This window comes from Bartonella sp. WD16.2, from assembly GCF_002022505.1.
Lineage (GTDB): Bacteria > Pseudomonadota > Alphaproteobacteria > Rhizobiales > Rhizobiaceae > Bartonella.
In genome coordinates this window covers 1,002,021-1,019,455 of sequence record NZ_CP019781.1, presented here as the reverse complement: position 1 = coordinate 1,019,455, position 17,435 = coordinate 1,002,021, and the positions used below count along the sequence as shown (strand labels likewise).

At 38.9% G+C, this 17,435-nt stretch carries 11 protein-coding genes and 1 pseudogene; 8 read left to right on the top strand and 4 right to left on the bottom strand.

Going from position 1 to position 17,435, the window contains the following annotated elements; genetic code table 11:
• The first annotated feature begins 7 nt into the window (after positions 1-7).
• The 8 genes from BWD162_RS04370 to ligA all read left to right on the top strand — a co-directional run bounded on the left by BWD162_RS04370 (position 8) and on the right by ligA (position 10,992).
• A complete protein-coding gene (locus tag BWD162_RS04370; RefSeq protein WP_078705594.1) occupies positions 8-928 on the top strand; it encodes a D-alanine--D-alanine ligase in 921 nt (306 codons plus the stop codon).
• Positions 895-1,812, top strand: coding sequence for a cell division protein FtsQ/DivIB (locus BWD162_RS04365; protein ID WP_236824097.1), 918 nt, complete (start codon positions 895-897; stop codon positions 1,810-1,812). Before BWD162_RS04370 ends, BWD162_RS04365 begins: the two co-directional genes overlap by 34 nt.
• A complete protein-coding gene (gene ftsA, locus BWD162_RS04360; RefSeq protein WP_078705592.1) occupies positions 1,812-3,110 on the top strand; it encodes a cell division protein FtsA in 1,299 nt (432 codons plus the stop codon). The genes BWD162_RS04365 and ftsA overlap by 1 nt, the downstream gene beginning before the upstream one ends.
• Positions 3,111-3,178: 68 nt before the next feature.
• The gene (gene ftsZ / locus BWD162_RS04355) at positions 3,179-4,927 is read left to right on the top strand and encodes a cell division protein FtsZ (RefSeq protein ID WP_078705591.1); all 1,749 of its coding nucleotides are present in this window, start codon (positions 3,179-3,181) and stop codon (positions 4,925-4,927) included.
• Between the two features lie 194 nt (positions 4,928-5,121).
• Positions 5,122-5,994, top strand: a complete 873-nt coding sequence (gene lpxC, locus BWD162_RS04350; protein ID WP_078705590.1) for a UDP-3-O-acyl-N-acetylglucosamine deacetylase — start codon at positions 5,122-5,124, stop codon at positions 5,992-5,994.
• Positions 5,995-6,163: 169 nt separating this feature from the next.
• Positions 6,164-7,057 carry an outer membrane protein assembly factor BamD gene (locus BWD162_RS04345; RefSeq protein ID WP_078705589.1) on the top strand — a complete coding sequence of 298 codons (894 nt, stop codon included), beginning with the start codon at positions 6,164-6,166 and terminating at the stop codon, positions 7,055-7,057.
• Between the two features lie 6 nt (positions 7,058-7,063).
• Positions 7,064-8,728 (top strand): DNA repair protein RecN, encoded by a 1,665-nt coding sequence (gene recN, locus BWD162_RS04340; RefSeq protein ID WP_078705588.1) that lies wholly within the window; start codon positions 7,064-7,066, stop codon positions 8,726-8,728.
• Between the two features lie 107 nt (positions 8,729-8,835).
• On the top strand, positions 8,836-10,992 hold the full coding sequence (gene ligA, locus BWD162_RS04335; RefSeq protein WP_078705586.1) for an NAD-dependent DNA ligase LigA: 2,157 nt from the start codon (positions 8,836-8,838) through the stop codon (positions 10,990-10,992).
• 148 nt (positions 10,993-11,140) lie between these two features.
• Here ligA and BWD162_RS04330 read toward each other — a convergent pair.
• The 4 genes and pseudogenes from BWD162_RS04330 to BWD162_RS04315 all read right to left on the bottom strand — a co-directional run bounded on the left by BWD162_RS04330 (position 11,141) and on the right by BWD162_RS04315 (position 17,340).
• Positions 11,141-12,966 (bottom strand): annotated as a pseudogene (locus BWD162_RS04330) (aminopeptidase P family protein).
• A 13-nt stretch (positions 12,967-12,979) separates the two neighbouring features.
• Positions 12,980-13,849 (bottom strand): 50S ribosomal protein L11 methyltransferase, encoded by an 870-nt coding sequence (locus BWD162_RS04325; RefSeq protein WP_078705585.1) that lies wholly within the window; start codon positions 13,847-13,849, stop codon positions 12,980-12,982.
• Positions 13,850-13,878: 29 nt separating this feature from the next.
• Positions 13,879-14,460 carry an SCO family protein gene (locus BWD162_RS04320; protein ID WP_078705583.1) on the bottom strand — a complete coding sequence of 194 codons (582 nt, stop codon included), beginning with the start codon at positions 14,458-14,460 and terminating at the stop codon, positions 13,879-13,881.
• Positions 14,461-14,922: 462 nt separating this feature from the next.
• A complete protein-coding gene (locus BWD162_RS04315) occupies positions 14,923-17,340 on the bottom strand; it encodes an ATP-dependent helicase (protein ID WP_078705581.1) in 2,418 nt (805 codons plus the stop codon).
• Positions 17,341-17,435: the final 95 nt, after the last annotated feature.

Sequence of the window (17,435 nt, the reverse complement as noted above, 5' to 3'; positions counted from 1 at the left end):
AATTGTTATGAAGGATAGGCGTATAGCTGTGTTGATGGGTGGATTTTCATCTGAGCGCTCTGTAAGCTTATCTTCAGGTACTGCTTGTGCTGATGCTCTTGAAAAGCAGGGTTATAATGTAATTCGTGTGGATGTTGATGAACACATTGCTGCTGTTCTTGTGCAATTACAGCCAGATATTGTTTTTAATGCATTACATGGACCGTTTGGTGAAGATGGTTGTATTCAAGGTATTCTTGAATATTTAAAAATTCCTTATACTCATTCTGGAGTGATGGCATCAGCTTTGGCAATGGATAAAGGACGTGCGAAAATCATTGCTGCTAGCGCTAGTGTACATGTTGCTCCTTCTTGTGTGATGAACCGCTTTGTCATAGGGCGAGAACATCCTATGGAGCCACCCTATGTCATTAAGCCAGTGCGTGAAGGGTCAAGTTTTGGTGTGGTGATTGTAAGTGGTGATGAGACTTTGCCATTGCGTAATATTATGAGTACTGAATGGGTTTATGGAGATGAAGTGATTGTTGAAAAATACATTCCTGGGCGTGAACTTACTTGCGCAGTTTTAGGGGATGAGGTTTTGGATGTTTGTGAAATTGTGCCTGATAAACATTTTCAATTTTATGATTATGACTCAAAATATACACCTGGTGGTTCTCTTCATATTTGTCCTGCACAACTTTCATTAAATATTTACCAAAAAGTGCAAAGAATGTCTTTGGCAGCACATCAAGCTATAGGTTGTCGAGGTGTTAGCCGTTCAGATTTTCGTTTTGTTGAGGAGACAGAGGAGCTGGTTTGGCTAGAAATTAATACGCAGCCTGGTATGACACCGGTTTCTCTTGTTCCTGATATAGCAAAAGCGAGTGGCCGTACTTACGGTGATATTGTTAAATGGATAGCGGAGGACGCGTCGTGTATGCGTTGAATGTTGATAGAATAAATATTCTGATGGTGCAATCAGTGCCAGTTTTACCGCGTCTTTATCGTCGGTTTCGTCGGTTTATATTTCAGTTTGTTGCCAGTATTTATGTGCCTCGTCATTTTGGTTCTTTTGCCGTTTTATCTTTTTTCTCTCTTTCGGCACTTTATGGAATTTCGTCTAATGGTCAGATGGATAGTATTGTAAAAGCTGCACCATTGAATTTTGGTTTTGTAGTAACTGATGTCGATATGAACGGTAATAAGCGTTTGGCGAGACAAGATATTTTGAAAATTTTAGGGCTTGATGCTTATCCATCAATTATCAGTTTTGATGTTAATAAAGCACGCTTTATTTTAGAACAGCAGGTTTGGATTCAATCGGCTGATGTTCAAAAGATTTATCCTAATCGGGTGCGTATTTCACTGATAGAACGTGAACCATATGCCATTTGGCAACATGATGGTATAATGGATATTGTTGATCATACAGGGTGTGTGATTGCTCCATTTCAGGCAGGTTTAGTTCAGAATTTGCCTCTTGTGGTTGGTCAAGGTGCGCAAAGTGCAGCAAAATTATTTATTCAAGAACTTTCATTATATCCACAGTTGAGCAATCGTATCCGTGCTTATGTGCGTGTGGGCGATCGGCGTTGGGATATTGTTCTAGATAATGGAATGCGTATTATGCTTCCTGAAAAAGGAGCTATTAAAAGCCTTTCTTCTCTTATTAAAACAGGTACAGCACAGGATCTTTTTGTACGCGATGTTTTAAGTGTTGATTTGCGTCTTTCTGATCGGATAACGATTTCTTTGTCGGATGAAGCATTAGAACGTCATCGTGCTGTTATAGCTGAAGAAGAGCGCGTCTTGAAGGCGGAGGGGGTATAATGTTGCTTGGGTCGCATCATAGTGGAGGACGCAAAACACGTTTTCTAACGGTTCTTGATGTTGGTTCAAGTAAGATTGTGTGTCTTATTGCTTGTTTGCATCCTTTGAGGCATACACACCATTTACACGCTCGTACACACTTTATGGAAGTTTTAGGTTTTGGTGTGCAACGTTCACGTGGTATTAAATCTGGTGTTGTGATGGATATGTATGCGGCAGAACAGTCTATACGCTTGGCTGTTGATGCGGCAGAAAAAATGGCTGGTTTAGTAGTAGATTCAGTAATTGTGAATTTTTCTTCAAGCCGGTTGAAGAGTACTTTTGTTAATGGTGTTGTGCGTTTGGGTGGGCGTAAAGTTACTACGCGTGATATGCGTATGGCATTAGCAGATGTCTCGCGTAAGGCTTTTAAGGTTGAACGTCATATTATGCATTCAGTTCCAGTGTCTTATGCATTGGATGGAGATAAGGGAATTTCTGATCCTATTGGGATGATGGGAGAGTTATTTGGTGTGGATGTGCATGTTGTAACAGCAGAAACAGCTCCTTTGCGTAATTTAGAAGCCTGCATTAACCGTGCTCATTTAAGTGTTGAGGCAATGGTGGCAACGCCTTTTGCTAGCGGTCTTTCGGTTTTAGTTGATGATGAGGCGCGTTTAGGAGCGGCGTGTATTGATTTTGGTGGTGGAACAACGACATTTTCTGTGTTTTCTGAAGGAAAATTTGTTTATGCGGATGCACTTGCAATTGGGGGACACCATATAACTCTCGATATAGCTCGTGGATTATCGATGTCTATTGAAGAAGCTGAGCGTTTAAAAGTTGTATACGGCTCGATGTTTTCAACGGATTATGATGAACGTCAAATGATTAATGTGGCAGAAATTGGAAATGAGCGTCATGAAATTCAGTATCCATGTGCTGTTCTTGGTCGTATTATTCGTGCGCGTGTTGAAGAAATATTAGAAATGATGCGTGATTGTTTGAACTGTTCAGGTTTTGGCCACATCATTGGTAAGCGTGTTATTTTAACCGGAGGAGCAAGCCAATTAACGGGTTTGCCGGAAATAGCACGTAGTATATTGGGAAGAAATGTTCGTGTAGGGCGGCCTTTGGGTGTTTCCAGGCTTCCTTCCTTTGCTAAAGGGGCGGCATTTTCATCTGCTGTTGGATTGTTAATTTATCCGCAATTGGCGGGGTTTCAAGAAAAAACAGTTCAAACTGCAGTGAATCATTTATCGACAAACACAGGTGGATATTTCCAGCGTGTTGGTCAGTGGTTGCGTGAGAGTTTTTAGTAAGTTTATAGGGATAAAATTAATTTTCACCGCCTTAATTTGCGGTGCTTTATGAGAAGGAAAAGAAAATGACGATTAATCTGCACCGACCAGATATCGCGGAATTGAAACCACGCATTACCGTTTTTGGTATTGGTGGTGGTGGTGGAAATGCCGTCAATAATATGATTAACGCTGGCCTTCAAGGGGTTGATTTTGTTGTTGCCAATACAGATGCACAAGCTTTGGCTATGTCAAAGGCTGAACGTGTAATCCAGCTTGGTGCAGCAGTTACAGAGGGTTTGGGTGCGGGTGCTTTACCGGAAGTTGGGCAAGCAGCTGCAAATGAATGTATTGATGAGATTATGGATCATCTTGCAAATTCCCATATGGTTTTCATTACGGCAGGTATGGGCGGAGGTACTGGAACAGGGGCGGCGCCTGTTGTTGCTCGTGCGGCACGTGAAAAAGGAATTTTGACTGTAGGTGTTGTAACAAAGCCATTTCAATTTGAAGGTGCACGTCGTATGAAAACAGCGGAAGCTGGTATAGAAGAATTGCAAAAATCTGTTGATACATTGATTGTTATTCCTAACCAAAATCTATTTCGTATTGCAGATGAAAAAACAACATTTGCCGATGCTTTTGCTATGGCTGATCAGGTGCTTTATTCCGGTGTTGCTTCCATCACGGACTTAATGATTAAAGAAGGGTTGATTAATCTTGATTTTGCTGATGTTCGTTCTGTTATGCATGAAATGGGTCGTGCGATGATGGGAACAGGTGAGGCTTCTGGTGAAGGACGTGCTTTAAAAGCAGCTGAAGCTGCTATTGCAAATCCGCTGTTAGATGAAACCTCTATGTGTGGAGCTCGTGGTCTTTTGATTTCCATTACAGGGGGTCGTGATATGACTTTGTTTGAAGTGGATGAGGCTGCTAATCGTATTCGTGAAGAAGTTGATGTTGATGCAAATGTTATTTTTGGTGCCATTGATGATGATTCACTTGAAGGTCTCATTCGTGTGTCGGTGGTTGCAACAGGTATTGACCGTATGGTTAGCGATGTTATTCAGCCTTCTAGCCCTAAATTTCAACGATCTGTAGTCTCAACGCGTAAGAATGATGGTGGATTAGAACAAACTACTTCTCAATCATCATCACCGTCTTCTGAATCAATGGTAGATGTAATGGAAGCGCTTGAATTAGAAATGAATCAATCAGTTGAAGAGTCATTTCGCCCTAAAAGTCAAATTTTTACGCGACCTACGGATACAATTGCTACACGAAGTACAAATACTCTTCCTTATGGGCAAAATATCTCTCATGGGCAGATATCAAATACGCCGCGTAGGCATGTTAGTCATGTTTCTACACAGCCTGTGGCTGCAGCAGTCAGTATGGAGGCGACTGCGCATGTTCTTGATGAAGTGACTGAAATTGTAGAACAGAAGGAAAAGAGAGTACAAATGCAACCTCGCTCAGCATCGGCGCATATTCCTGAGTTAAAAGATTTCCCTTCCGTTTCTCTTGGGCAAGATGCGCATTCTTCTGTTTCTGATCAAGGTCCGCGCAATCTTTGGCAGCGTTTAAAGCAGAGCTTAACATATCGTGAGGAAACTGAACCAGAGGCCCGGTTGGAGCCTGCTGCGGGATCTTTTCAGCATAAGGAGTCTCAAAATTCTAATAAAAACAATCAAGTACTTTCTCAAGATGCTTCTGTTTATGCTCCACGTTGTTCTATTGAATCGCGTTCACGCGTATTACGAGATCAGCAAACTTTGGTAAGTGAAGAAGATCAGTTAGAAATACCCGCATTTTTGCGTCGCCAAGCACATTAATAGAAAAAGGGTAAGAAGAGAAGACTTTTTATCATAGTAAATTATAAGTAAAATATGTTGAGTTTTTATATAAAATTCTATATTTTCAATAAGCCCGCTTATTATAAGCGGGTTTATTATTTTACGTAGAAATAATTTGTTGAGGATTTTATTAAGACCTTTAAAGATCATCAAGAAAATTAAGAAGTGGTGTTATGCGTTTGATGAAAAGGTATCAATCGACTCTTAAGAATGCAGTGACATTTAAAGGATATGGTGTGCATAGTGGGTGTCTATCTGTAGTAAAAGTTTGTCCAGCTGATGTTGGGTGTGGTATCATCTTTAGGCGTTTTGGAGAGGATGGAAAAGAACAAACGTTTCAGGCGCATGTATCGCAAACGGGGAAAACTGAATTATCAACAGTGCTTGGACATGGGGATGTAAGGGTTGAAACAATTGAACATTTGATGGCGGCAATTGCTGCTTATGATTTAGATAATCTTATCATTGAGGTATCAAATAATGAGATCCCTATTTTGGATGGTGCTTCATGGCAGTATTGTCAACTTTTTGAGAAAGTAGGTATTGTACAGCAGGCAGTATTGCGTCCTTATTTTATCATAAAAAAACCAATGCGGGTTGAAACGGCTAATGGCTTTGCAGAATTTTTACCGTTTGATGGGCGCCGTTTTGACGTTACAATCGATTTTGCTTCATCTGTTATTGGGAAGCAACAATTGAGTTTTGATCTTACGTCACAAGCATTTCGAGATGATTTATCACGTGCGCGTACTTTTGGTTTTGTTAAAGATGTAGAAAAATTATGGACTTCTGGAAAAGGATTAGGCGCCTCTTTAGAAAATTCTCTTATTATTGGTCTTAATAATCAAATCATTAATTCAGATGGCCCTTATTTTGAAAATGAATTTGTTAGGCATAAAACTCTTGATGCAGTTGGTGACACTGCATTGCTTGGTGCGCCTTTTATTGGATTATTCCGTTCACACTGTAGCGGGCATGCGCTTAATTCACAATTGGTTAAAGCTGTTTTGACAGATGAGTCATGTTATGAGAAAAGTATTTTGTAGGTAGAATAAAAAGAATTTGAAAAATTTTACTTAAGCTTCTTTGATTTTTTAAGGGAATGATTGACCTAAGAGTACTAAATTAATTAATCAGTTTTTAAATATATGGCATAAAGCTTTTTAATAAATAGCTTTTACTTCAAGGTGATATTTTCGGGAGATCGGGAGCACTATGAAAAGGTCTAATATGTATATTAAAAGTATAACACATAGACAATCTAAAATTGTACGCAAAATATTGATTGGAATCGTGGGAGGGGGACTCTGTTTATTAGCGGGTTGTTTAAGCAAAGATAAAGACGCTTTTAACCCAACTATGCATGTTTTAATAATGGATCCACCAGATGTATTGTATAATCAAGCACTTGCTAATCTTAATTTAGGGCGACTTGATGAGGCATTGAAAAAGTTTTCTATTATTGAAAAACAATACGCCTATACTGAATGGGGGCGTAAATCTTTAGTTATGGGCGCTTTTGTAAGTTACCGACTGGCCAAGTATGATGACGCAATTAGTATGGCGCAGCGCTATATTACTCTTTATCCAAATGCAAGTGATTCTGCTTATGCTTATTATATTGTTGGTCTTTCTTCTTTTCATCAGATTCGTGATGTTACACGTGATCAACGAGATACCAAACGCGCTATTGCTGCTATGCAACTTTTAATAGAACGCTACCCAAACTCTGAGTATGTAAAAGATGCTAAAAATAAAATACGCTTTGGTCGAGAACAATTGGCTGGTAAAGAAATGCAGATTGGCCGCTACTATGAGGAAGGTCGGCAATATCTAGCAGCAAGCAGAAGATTTCGCGCAGTAGTTGAAGAGTATTCGGATACAAACCAAATTGAAGAAGCACTTTTCCGCTTGACTGAGGTTAATCTTGCTCTTGGTTTAATTGCAGAAGCACAGACAGCAGCAGCTGTTTTGGGGCGCAATTATCCAGAAAGTAAATGGTATAAATTCTCCTATGATTTGTTACAGAAAAATAGAGTGTCACCGCAAGAGCATAAGTCTTCTTGGATTTCACGTGCTTTAAGTGGTGATAAAAATGAGGCGCGTTGATTTCATATGCTGGTACAGCTTTCGATTCACAATATTGTTTTGATCGAGAAGCTCGATATTAGTTTTCCCATAGGTTTATTGGTTTTAACCGGGGAAACGGGTGCTGGAAAATCTATTTTGCTTGATTCTTTATCATTAGCTCTTGGAGGACGTGGTGATGCTTCACTTGTGCGCCATGGTGCAGTGCAAGGGCAGGTGACAGCTGTTTTTGATGTGCCTATTTCACATCCTGTACGCCAGCTTATACGTGAGAATGGTTTTGATAATGAAGGTGATATCATTTTACGACGTGTACAATCAAATGATGGTCGTAGCCGCGGTTTTATTAATGATCAGGTAGCTAGTATTGCATTGATGCGTAGTGTTGGTCGTATGTTGGTTGAAATTCATGGGCAGCATGATGATCGTGCACTTGTTGATGTTGATACGCATCGCCAGTTATTAGATGCTTTTGGTGGACTTGAGAGTGAGGCAGAAAATGTACGCAAATGTTATCGGATATGGCATGAATTAGGGGAACATGTGCAACAGCAGCGTATCAAAGTGGAAGCTGCTACACGTGAGGCTTGTTATCTTCGTGCAAGTGTGGAAGAACTTGAAAAATTTGATTTTACAATTGATGAAGAAAATACACTGTCTCTTCGTCGTGCAGATATGTTGAAATTAGATAAAATAGCGACTGATATTAAAGAGGCTGATGATCTTTTCAATGGTCCGAGATCACCAATTTCTATTCTATCCAATTTGGTGAGACGTTTAGAACGGAAAATTCCTGAAGCACAGACACTCATTACACCTGTGGTTAAGTCTATTGATGATGCATTGCAGGCGCTTTCAGTAGCGCAAGATGGTATTGAAACAGCAATGCAAGCATTGAACTTTGATTCTGGTGAATTGGAACGAGTAGAAGAGCGCCTTTTTGCACTTAGAGGTTTGGCACGCAAATACCATGTTTCTGTAACTGAATTGTCTCAGTTATGTGATAAAATGAAGGCTGAACTTTCTGATTTTGATTCTGCTCAGACCACGTTGGAGCATTTGAGAGTAAAAGCGCAGGAGGCACAAAAAGAATATGATACATGTGCACAAGTCCTTTCCATGAAACGCCAAGAAGTAGCGCATCGTTTATCTACGAGCGTTATGGCTGAATTGCCAGCATTGAAATTAGAAAAGGCGGAATTTACTGTTAACGTGCAAAGTGATTCTGAAAAGCGTTATGCAGATGGTATAGACCGTGTTGAGTATTGGGTACGAACAAATCCTGGATCACGAGCGGGACCAATGTTGAGTGTAGTTTCTGGCGGTGAATTATCTCGTTTTTTATTAGCATTAAAAGTTGTCCTAGCGGATCGTGGATCAGCTCCTACGCTGATTTTTGATGAAATTGATACAGGAATTGGTGGGGCTGTGGCTGCTGCGATTGGGCAGAGGTTGCTGTGTTTATCAAAAAGTGTTCAGGTTTTTGCTATTACACATGCACCTCAGGTTGCAGCCAAAGCTCATAGTCATTTTCTTGTTTCAAAAGTTGAAGGCGATAAAGGGCATTTTGTTACGCGTATTCATAAAATGGAAGAGTGTGAACGTGCTGAAGAAATTGCACGTATGTTAGCAGGGGAACAGATCACTGAAGAGGCACGTGCAGCAGCCCAAAAACTTTTAGCACAAATATGATTGATTAATGGTAGGAACACAAGCGAAGATATATTCGTTTGGATTCTATTGATAATAAAGAGTTGAGATTCATATAATTATAAATTGCACGACTTGGAATAAAGTATATGGACAAAAATGCGGTTAAAAATCTTACTGCTCTTGAAGCGGCAAGTGAGTTAGAGTGGTTAGCAAAAGAGATCGCACGTCATGATGTTCTTTATAATAATAATGATCAACCTGAGATTTCTGATGCACAATATGATGCTCTTCGTCGTCGCAATACGGAAATTGAAACTCTATTTCCTGAATTAATTCGTGCAGATTCCCCTTCGTATAAAATTGGTGCACCAGTTTCAGAAAAATTTGAAAAATCTGTTCATGCACAGGCGATGCTTTCTCTTGATAATGCATTTAGTGTTGAAGATGTCAGTGAATTTGTTGAACGTGTTCGTCGTTTTTTACGACTTCCATCAACACAGACATTAGAAATGACGGCTGAACCAAAGATTGATGGTTTATCTTTATCTTTGCGTTATGAGCAAGGGAAACTTGTGCGTGCTGCGACGCGTGGTGATGGATATACAGGTGAAAATGTAACTGCAAATGCACGAACAATTTCTGATATTCCAAAGGTTTTACAAGGTGAATTTCCTGATATTATCGAAGTTCGTGGTGAAGTTTATATAAAGCAAGAGGATTTTCAAGTACTCAATATTAACCAGCAAGAAGAAGGAAAAATAGCTTTTGCAAATCCTAGAAATGCAGCGGCTGGCTCTCTACGCCAGCTTGATTCACGGATAACTGCTAGCAGAAAGCTTAAGTTTTTTGCTTATGCTTGGGGTGAGGTAAGTGAAATGCCAGCTAAAAGCCAAATGGAGATGGTGAATAAGCTAAAAGAATATGGCTTTATTGTTAATCCATTTACAAAAGTTTTCGAAAAAGTAGAAGATCTTATCTCATATTATCATTTTATTGAAGAACAGCGGCAATCTTTAAGCTATGATATTGATGGGGTTGTTTATAAGGTTAATGATTTAGGGCTGCAAATGCGTTTGGGGTTTGTATCTCGTTCACCACGTTGGGCAATTGCACATAAATTTCCAGCAGAAAAAGCTACAGCACTTTTAGAAGATATTGATATTCAAGTAGGTCGAACTGGAGCACTAACGCCAGTTGCGCGCCTTGCACCCATCACTGTAGGTGGGGTTGTGGTTACCAACGCAACTTTGCATAACGAGGATTATATTAAAGGAGTTGGTCGTAAAGGTGAGCCAATCCGTGAGGGGCGTGATATCCGTGTAGGTGATACAGTGATTGTACAGCGTGCTGGTGATGTAATTCCTCAGATTATTGATATTATTTCTAGCAAGCGTCCCAAAAATGCAACTCCTTTCGTTTTTCCTCATCATTGTCCTGCTTGTGGGAGTCATGCTGTTCGTGAAGTGGGTGAGGCAGTATATCGGTGCACAGGTGGGCTTATCTGTTCAGCACAAGCGATTGAGCGTATTCGTCATTTTGTTTCACGTAATGCTTTTGATATTGAGGGGCTTGGTAAAAAACAGGTGGAATTTTTCTTTAATATTCAAGATGAAACGCTTTGTATCCGTTCACCGGTTGATATTTTCACTTTAGAGAAGCGCCAAAAAAAAGCTTTGACACGTTTGGAAAATATAGAGGGTTTTGGCAGTCTTTCTGTCCGCAAGCTTTTTGACGCTATTAATGCACGTAGAGAAATTCCTTTAAGTCGTTTTTTGTTTGCATTAGGTATTCGTCATGTTGGTGAAGTTAATGCACAACGTCTTGCACGTGTTTATCGAAATTATACTGCTTTTGAGGCTGCTGTAATGTCAGCTATTGTGCCACATGATAAGGCAGATGAAGGTAATGAGGAGTGGACAGACCTGATCAGTATTGAAGGGATTGGAGTTCGTGTTGGCAGGGCAATTATTGATTTTTATCAAGAAGCACATAACCGTGATGTGTTATCAGCCTTGCTTCAAGAAGTGACACCTCTCCCTGAGGAAGTTATTGCAACAGATTATTCGCCAATAGCAGGAAAAATAATTGTTTTTACGGGAACTTTAACGTCTATGTCACGAGATGAAGCAAAAGCATTAGCAGAGCGGTTAGGTGCTAAAACATCTGGTTCTATTTCTAAAAAGACTGATCTTCTTGTTGCAGGGCTTGGAGCGGGATCAAAATTGACTAAAGCAAAAGAATTAGGTGTTGAGGTTATTGATGAAGATAACTGGTCCCAGTTGATTAAGGAGTATTATATTTAATTTTTTGATGATATATTTCAATTATTTACCCTTTGTACAATTATGAACTGTAGTTTTATTTATATCTGCTTACGAGAAGTGCATATTTGTTTTTTTAGAATATCAAAGGAATATTTTGGAAACAGAATAAGCGTGCACTTTTATTTAATTAAAGAGGCATTGTGGCTTCTTTTGCCCATTTTTTTCTTCTGTATTTAGATAAGGTGCATTCACTTGATAAACGTGCGTATGATAGTCATTGAGCCATCGTCGCTCTTGAGTTGTCAAAAGCTCTGGTAGGATTAGCCGTCGATCAATAGGGCAATTTGTGAGTGTTTCAAATGATAGCATGTCTATATCGCCAGAAGTAATTTTTTGTGCAGGTTTCACAATCATCAAATTTTCAATACGAATGCCAAAATCTCCTTCACGGTAATATCCGGGTTCATTAGAAATAATCATTCCGGGAATAAGTTCTTGGTTTCCATGACGTGAAAGATTTTGTGGTCCTTCGTGAACAGAGAGATAAGAGCCAACTCCATGGCCAGTACCATGCGCATAATCAAAACCGGCCTTCCATAAAGAGATACGTGCTAGAACATCAATATCTTGCCCGCGTGTGCCTTTTGGAAATCGTGCGGTTGAAAGAGCAATCATACCTTTAAGAACAAGAGTAAAACAACGTTTTTCTTCTTCTCCGATAGAGCCGATTGCTATTGTGCGCGTGACATCTGTTGTGCCGTTGCGATATTGTCCACCTGAATCAACAAGATAAAGCTCACCGGCATTGAGTAGTTTGTTTGTTTCAGTCGTTACACGGTAATGAACAATTGCACCATTCGCACCTGCTGCTGAAATTGTATCAAAGGAAAGATCTTCGAGTTTTGTTCCCATTTTTTTTGCTGTTATTATGCGAAATTCTTCTAATTTTTGAGCAGCAGAAATTTCACTAATTGTGCCTGGTGTTTGTTTATCCAGCCAAGCCAAAAAACGAGTAAGTGATACACCATCACACAAATGAGCTTTGCGTGCACCATCTAATTCTGTGCTGTTTTTAATAGCACGTGGCAAGGCAGCTGGGTCGGTAAGCGTAATGAAAGAATTATTTTCGTCTTCAATAATAGTACGTAATTTTTCGCATGTTCGCAGTGGATCTAAAGCAAAAATCATTCCTTTTTGAACATAATCTTTAATCTTTGGAACGAGTTTTTCCGGTTCATATAATTTTACATATTGTTTCAGATAATTTTTCTGTTCTGGGCCAAGTTTTTTGCTATCAATAAATAAGGATGGTATTTCTTTGGTTGAAATGAGGGCAAAACAAAGAGCAAGAGGTGTATTGGAGACATCATTGCCCCGTATATTGAATGTCCATGCAATAGAAGCAGGATCTGTGAAAATAAAAGCATTTGCTCCGGCTTGCTGTATGTTTTTACAAATCAATGCTAATTTTTCGTCGGTTTTACATCCCGCATATTCGGGAGGATGAATCGATAAAGCAGCTTGCGGTAATTGTGGTTGGTCCTGCCAAATGAGATCAATAGGATTGGCTTTGGTTGCTATGAGCTTTCCTCCTGCTTTAAATTCTAGTGCTTTTCTCAATGTAGCGGTAGCAGCGATAGTATGAAGCCATGGGTCGAAGCCAATGGAAAGCTTGTGCCCATTTTCTTCCAGCCATTGTGAGGGTGAGCAAGCCATTAAGTCTTTATACTCAAAAATATGAGGATCAGTTTGCTGACGAACTTGGAGTGTATAACGCCCGTCTGTGAATATGATAGCTTTATTTTTTAAAATTAGTGCTGTACCAGCTGATCCAGTAAAACCAGTTAGCCAGCTAAGGCGCTGAGCGTGCGGTGGAATATATTCTCCTTGATGCTCATCTGTTCTTGGTACCAAAAAACCATCTAGCCCTATACGATCAAGTTCTTGACGAAGGAAAAAAATGCGTTCTGCAGCATGGGTTGGATTTGTTATAACCTCAAAAGATTGATACACGCGATGTCCTTTTTTATTTGAGATGTAAAGTAACCCATCCTTGGCGGTGGTATGTTTCAATATGTTGTAGGCCTTGTTTTACATAAGCTTTTAGAACATGGTCGCGCTGTTCTTCAAGAATACCCGATAATATGATAGATCCATTTTTTTGCAAAGCTTGGGTCATTTCTTGTGCAAGCTCAATAAGAGGGCCAGCGAGGATATTAGCAACAATAAGGTCAAAGGGTGCATGTGATGCAATTGTATCATGATTAAGGCCTGTCGCTGTAATAGCTGTGATATATCTTTTAACACCATTGAGTTTGATATTGTGTTGTGCGATTTGAACAGCAATTGGATCACTATCAGATGCAAGTATAGAAATGGGTTTAAGCATTGCCATACCAATGGCTAATACGCCACTACCTGTGCCAAGATCAAGAGCATTTTGAGGATTTTCAGTTTGCATAATTTGAGTGATCATTTCTAAACAACTAGATGTTGTTTCATGGTGACCTGTGCCAAAAGCTTGATTGGCTTCAATTTCAATTGGTAAAACATCAGGTGGGATGTTTTTTCGGTCATGACTTCCATGAATAAAAAAAGGGCCTGCATATACAGGTTTTAGCCCTTTAAGGCTTTGTTGAACCCAGTCAATATCAGGTAAAATTTCTATGTTAATTTTATTAGGGTCCAGAGTAAGAATATCTGCAAAGCGTTTATACGCATTGTCTTGGTTGTCTTTGTCAACGTAAAGTGATAGTTCATAAATAGCGTTTTTCTCATCTATTTCTACCAAAGCAAGAGGATATCCTTCTTCCTCAAAGGCTTCTTCCAGAAGAGTATAAAACTTTTCTGCCTCGTTTTTGAAGGCTGTACAGGATAAACGAATTTGCTGAGACATATTTTTTCTTTTATTAAATGCTTTTTAATTTAGTTTGAGATGAGCTTTTTAAGCTGTTTAATGGCAATATCATCTTTTAATTGATTCTCATTTTCTTCCACGTTGTAAGGAATAACACCAGCTAGTTTCCCGCCTTTTTTAAGCAAGAAAATTGCAGCTGTATGATCGTAAGTATAGTTACCATTTATTCCAGGGACTTTTTCTGCAACAATGTTGAAAGAGGATACCATTTTATGGACTTTTTCAGGATCTCCACTTATACCCATAATATTATTAGTAAAATTGCTTAGATAATCACGTAATACTTCTGGTGTATCACGTTCAGGATCGATAGTTACGAACCATATACCTAATTTATCAGTGTTAGGGCCAATTTCTGTAAGCCACCGATCAAGATTTATCAGTGTAGTAGGGCAACTTTCAGGACACATGGTAAAACCGAAAAAAATTGCTGAAGGTTTACTTCTAATATCAGCTTCAGTAACAGTTTGGCCATTGGAATCAATGAGTGTAAAATCATCACCTAAGGGCTTATTTTTCCACGCATCATAAGTAAAAACACCAGCGAGAAATACGATTGTTAGCCCAAAGATGTATATTACATTTTTCATAGTTTAACCTTTTTGAATTTTATAGCTTAACTTTTAAAGCATCGGGAACGCTATAGTGCTGACGAATTAGTTTTGCAATCTTTGTTTCAATATTACGAAGCATGATTTATGCTATAAGTTTCATAAAAGAATATAGGTTAAAAATATCGTATCACAGATGAGCAATAAAATATTGTATTTTCTATGTTGAGGATAGTTTTACTGCCCAAAAATCAGAATGTCATTGTTTTGTAATCTTAAAACAACTGATGCGGGATGAATAAATTTTAAAAAGATTTTTAGAGGCTGTAAAAACCATCTTCATATTAAACGATAATAAAATTACGTGAAGCAGTTATTTAGCAATGAACGCGCTAATGATTTTACGTAATGAAACTGGTGGTAATTTTCTTATTTTGATTACAAAATAGTGCAGCATGGGAGAACGATTTGTTACTTGGAATAACTGCACTGTTTTATGTGTTAAGCTTTAGTTATGAAGTCATCGAGAACACGTTTTTCACCGGCTTTATCAAACAAAACAGTCAATTTATTACCACCTATTGCTGAAATATGACCATAACCAAATTTGATATGAAAAACGCGATCATTAATTGAAAAAGCTGATGGTGTATCAAACGCGGATTGAGGGGTGACTTTTCTTTCAATATTTTTTTTCTGATAAAATTGAATGGGACTAAAATCTAAATCACTATTTTCATAACCAGTTTTCTGAATATAACCGGATGATTGTGAGCTCCAATTATTGTGTCTTGCTTCTGTTTGATTGTTGTTTGCATTCTTCCACCCTAGCTTTGAATATTGGCCATAACCACCATAAGATGTTTCATTTTCTAGCACTTCTATATGTTCTTCTGGTAATTCATCCAGAAAACGAGAGGGGAGGGTAGCTTGCCAAAGCCCGTGAATTCGTCGATTAGAGACAAACCATATATGCAGGTTTTGTTGTGCTCTTGTTAGCCCTACGTAAGCAAGCCTACGTTCTTCTTCTAGTCCTGCACGGCCACCTTCATCCAGTGAGCGTTGATTGGGAAAGAGTCCTTCTTCCCAACCGGGAAGAAAAACTGTTTTAAATTCAAGCCCCTTAGCTGAATGAAGAGTCATAATATTAACTGCATCCATATTTTCGTTATGCTCAATATCCATAACCAATGAAACATGTTCTAAAAAACTGTGAAGATTTTCAAATTGTTCCATAGAACGAATCATTTCTTTAAGATTTTCTAAGCGTGTTGGTGCTTCTGGCGAACGATCTTCTTGCCACATTTCCATATAGCCTGAATCATTAAGAATCATTTCAGTAAGCTCTGTAAGTGGTGTGCGTGGTAATAGGTTTTGCCAGCGGTGAAAATCTTCAATAATGTTGCGTAAAGCATTTCGTGCTTTAGGTTTTAGTTCATCGGTTTCGATTATTTCAATAGCAGCAGAAAAAAGAGGAATAGTACGTGCACGGGCATTATTATGAAGGTGGCGTAGTGTTGTCTCTCCTAAGCCACGTTTGGGTGTATTGATAATGCGTTCAAAAGCTAAATCATCAAAAGGTTGAGCAACAACACGCAAGTAAGCCAAAGCATCACGTATTTCCATTCGTTCATAAAAACGTGGCCCTCCAATGACACGATAGTTAAGACCAAGTGTTATAAAACGCTCTTCAAATGTGCGCATTTGAAATGATGCTCGTACTAATATAGCCATATCATTTAACAAATGCCCAGATTGTTGTGCTTGTTCAATTTTTTTCGCGATGGCACGTGCTTCTTCTTCCGAGTCCCATGCAGCATGGACTTTTACTTTTTTTTCTTCATTGTTTGCTTTATCTGAAAAAAGTGTTTTTCCAAGTCTTCCCTGGTTGTGAGAAATAAAATGAGAAGCTGTTTTAAGAATATGCGATGTAGAACGGTAGTTGCGTTCTAAACGGATGATTTTTGCAGGAGGAAAGTCTTTTTCAAAGCGCAATATATTATCAACTTTAGCGCCACGCCATCCGTAAATGGATTGGTCATCATCACCAACACAACAAAGGTTGACCTGCTGTCTTGTAGATTGTTGTGCTAAAAGACGAAGCCAGAGATATTGCGCTGTATTGGTATCTTGATATTCATCTACAAGAATATAGCGAAATTTAGCGTGATATTCATGAAGAATATCTGGGTTATGTTGGAAGATATTAATGGAATGGAGTAAAAGATCACCAAAATCACAAGCATTGAGACTTTTTAGCCGATCCTGATAGCTATGATAGAGTTCACGTCCCATACCTTTAGCAAAGGCATAAGAATCACTCTCTGAAATATGATCTGGTAAGAGCCCTTGGTTTTTCCAAGCATCAATCATTGTTGCCAAACTACGTGCTGACCAGCGCTTGTCATCTAAACCTGCTGCTTGAATGAGCTGTTTTAAAAGACGAACAACATCGTCAGTATCAAGAATGGTAAAATTACTTTTTAAGTCAACAAGCTCTGCATGGCTGCGTAAAATTTTTGCACCAATGGAATGAAAAGTTCCAAGCCACGGCATACCTTCGATAGTTTCACCAACAAGTTCAGCAATACGAGTTTTCATTTCATACGCTGCTTTGTTTGTAAAGGTAATCGCTAATATTTGCTTAGGGTGGGCAAGACCAAGGTGCAAAATATGAAAAATGCGGGTAGTAAGGACACGTGTTTTTCCCGTACCAGCTCCAGCAAGAACTAATAGAGGCCCTTCAGTGTTTATGACGGCTTCTTGTTGTTCTGGGTTAAGTTTTTTCAAATAGTCAGATTCGTATTGTACTTTTTCTTTTGCTTCTATAGCACCGGGAGTTAATTCAAAATTATTTTCACGCTTGAGGGGAAGCTCCTCATCTTCAAAAAATGGTACGTGATTAGAAAAGTCATTCATTATATTTTTTGTGTATTATTTTTTTGATTAAGACGCTAGTTTTTAAAAATTCTTCTTGGGAAAAATCTCAACATTTTCACGTGAATGAGTTTGCA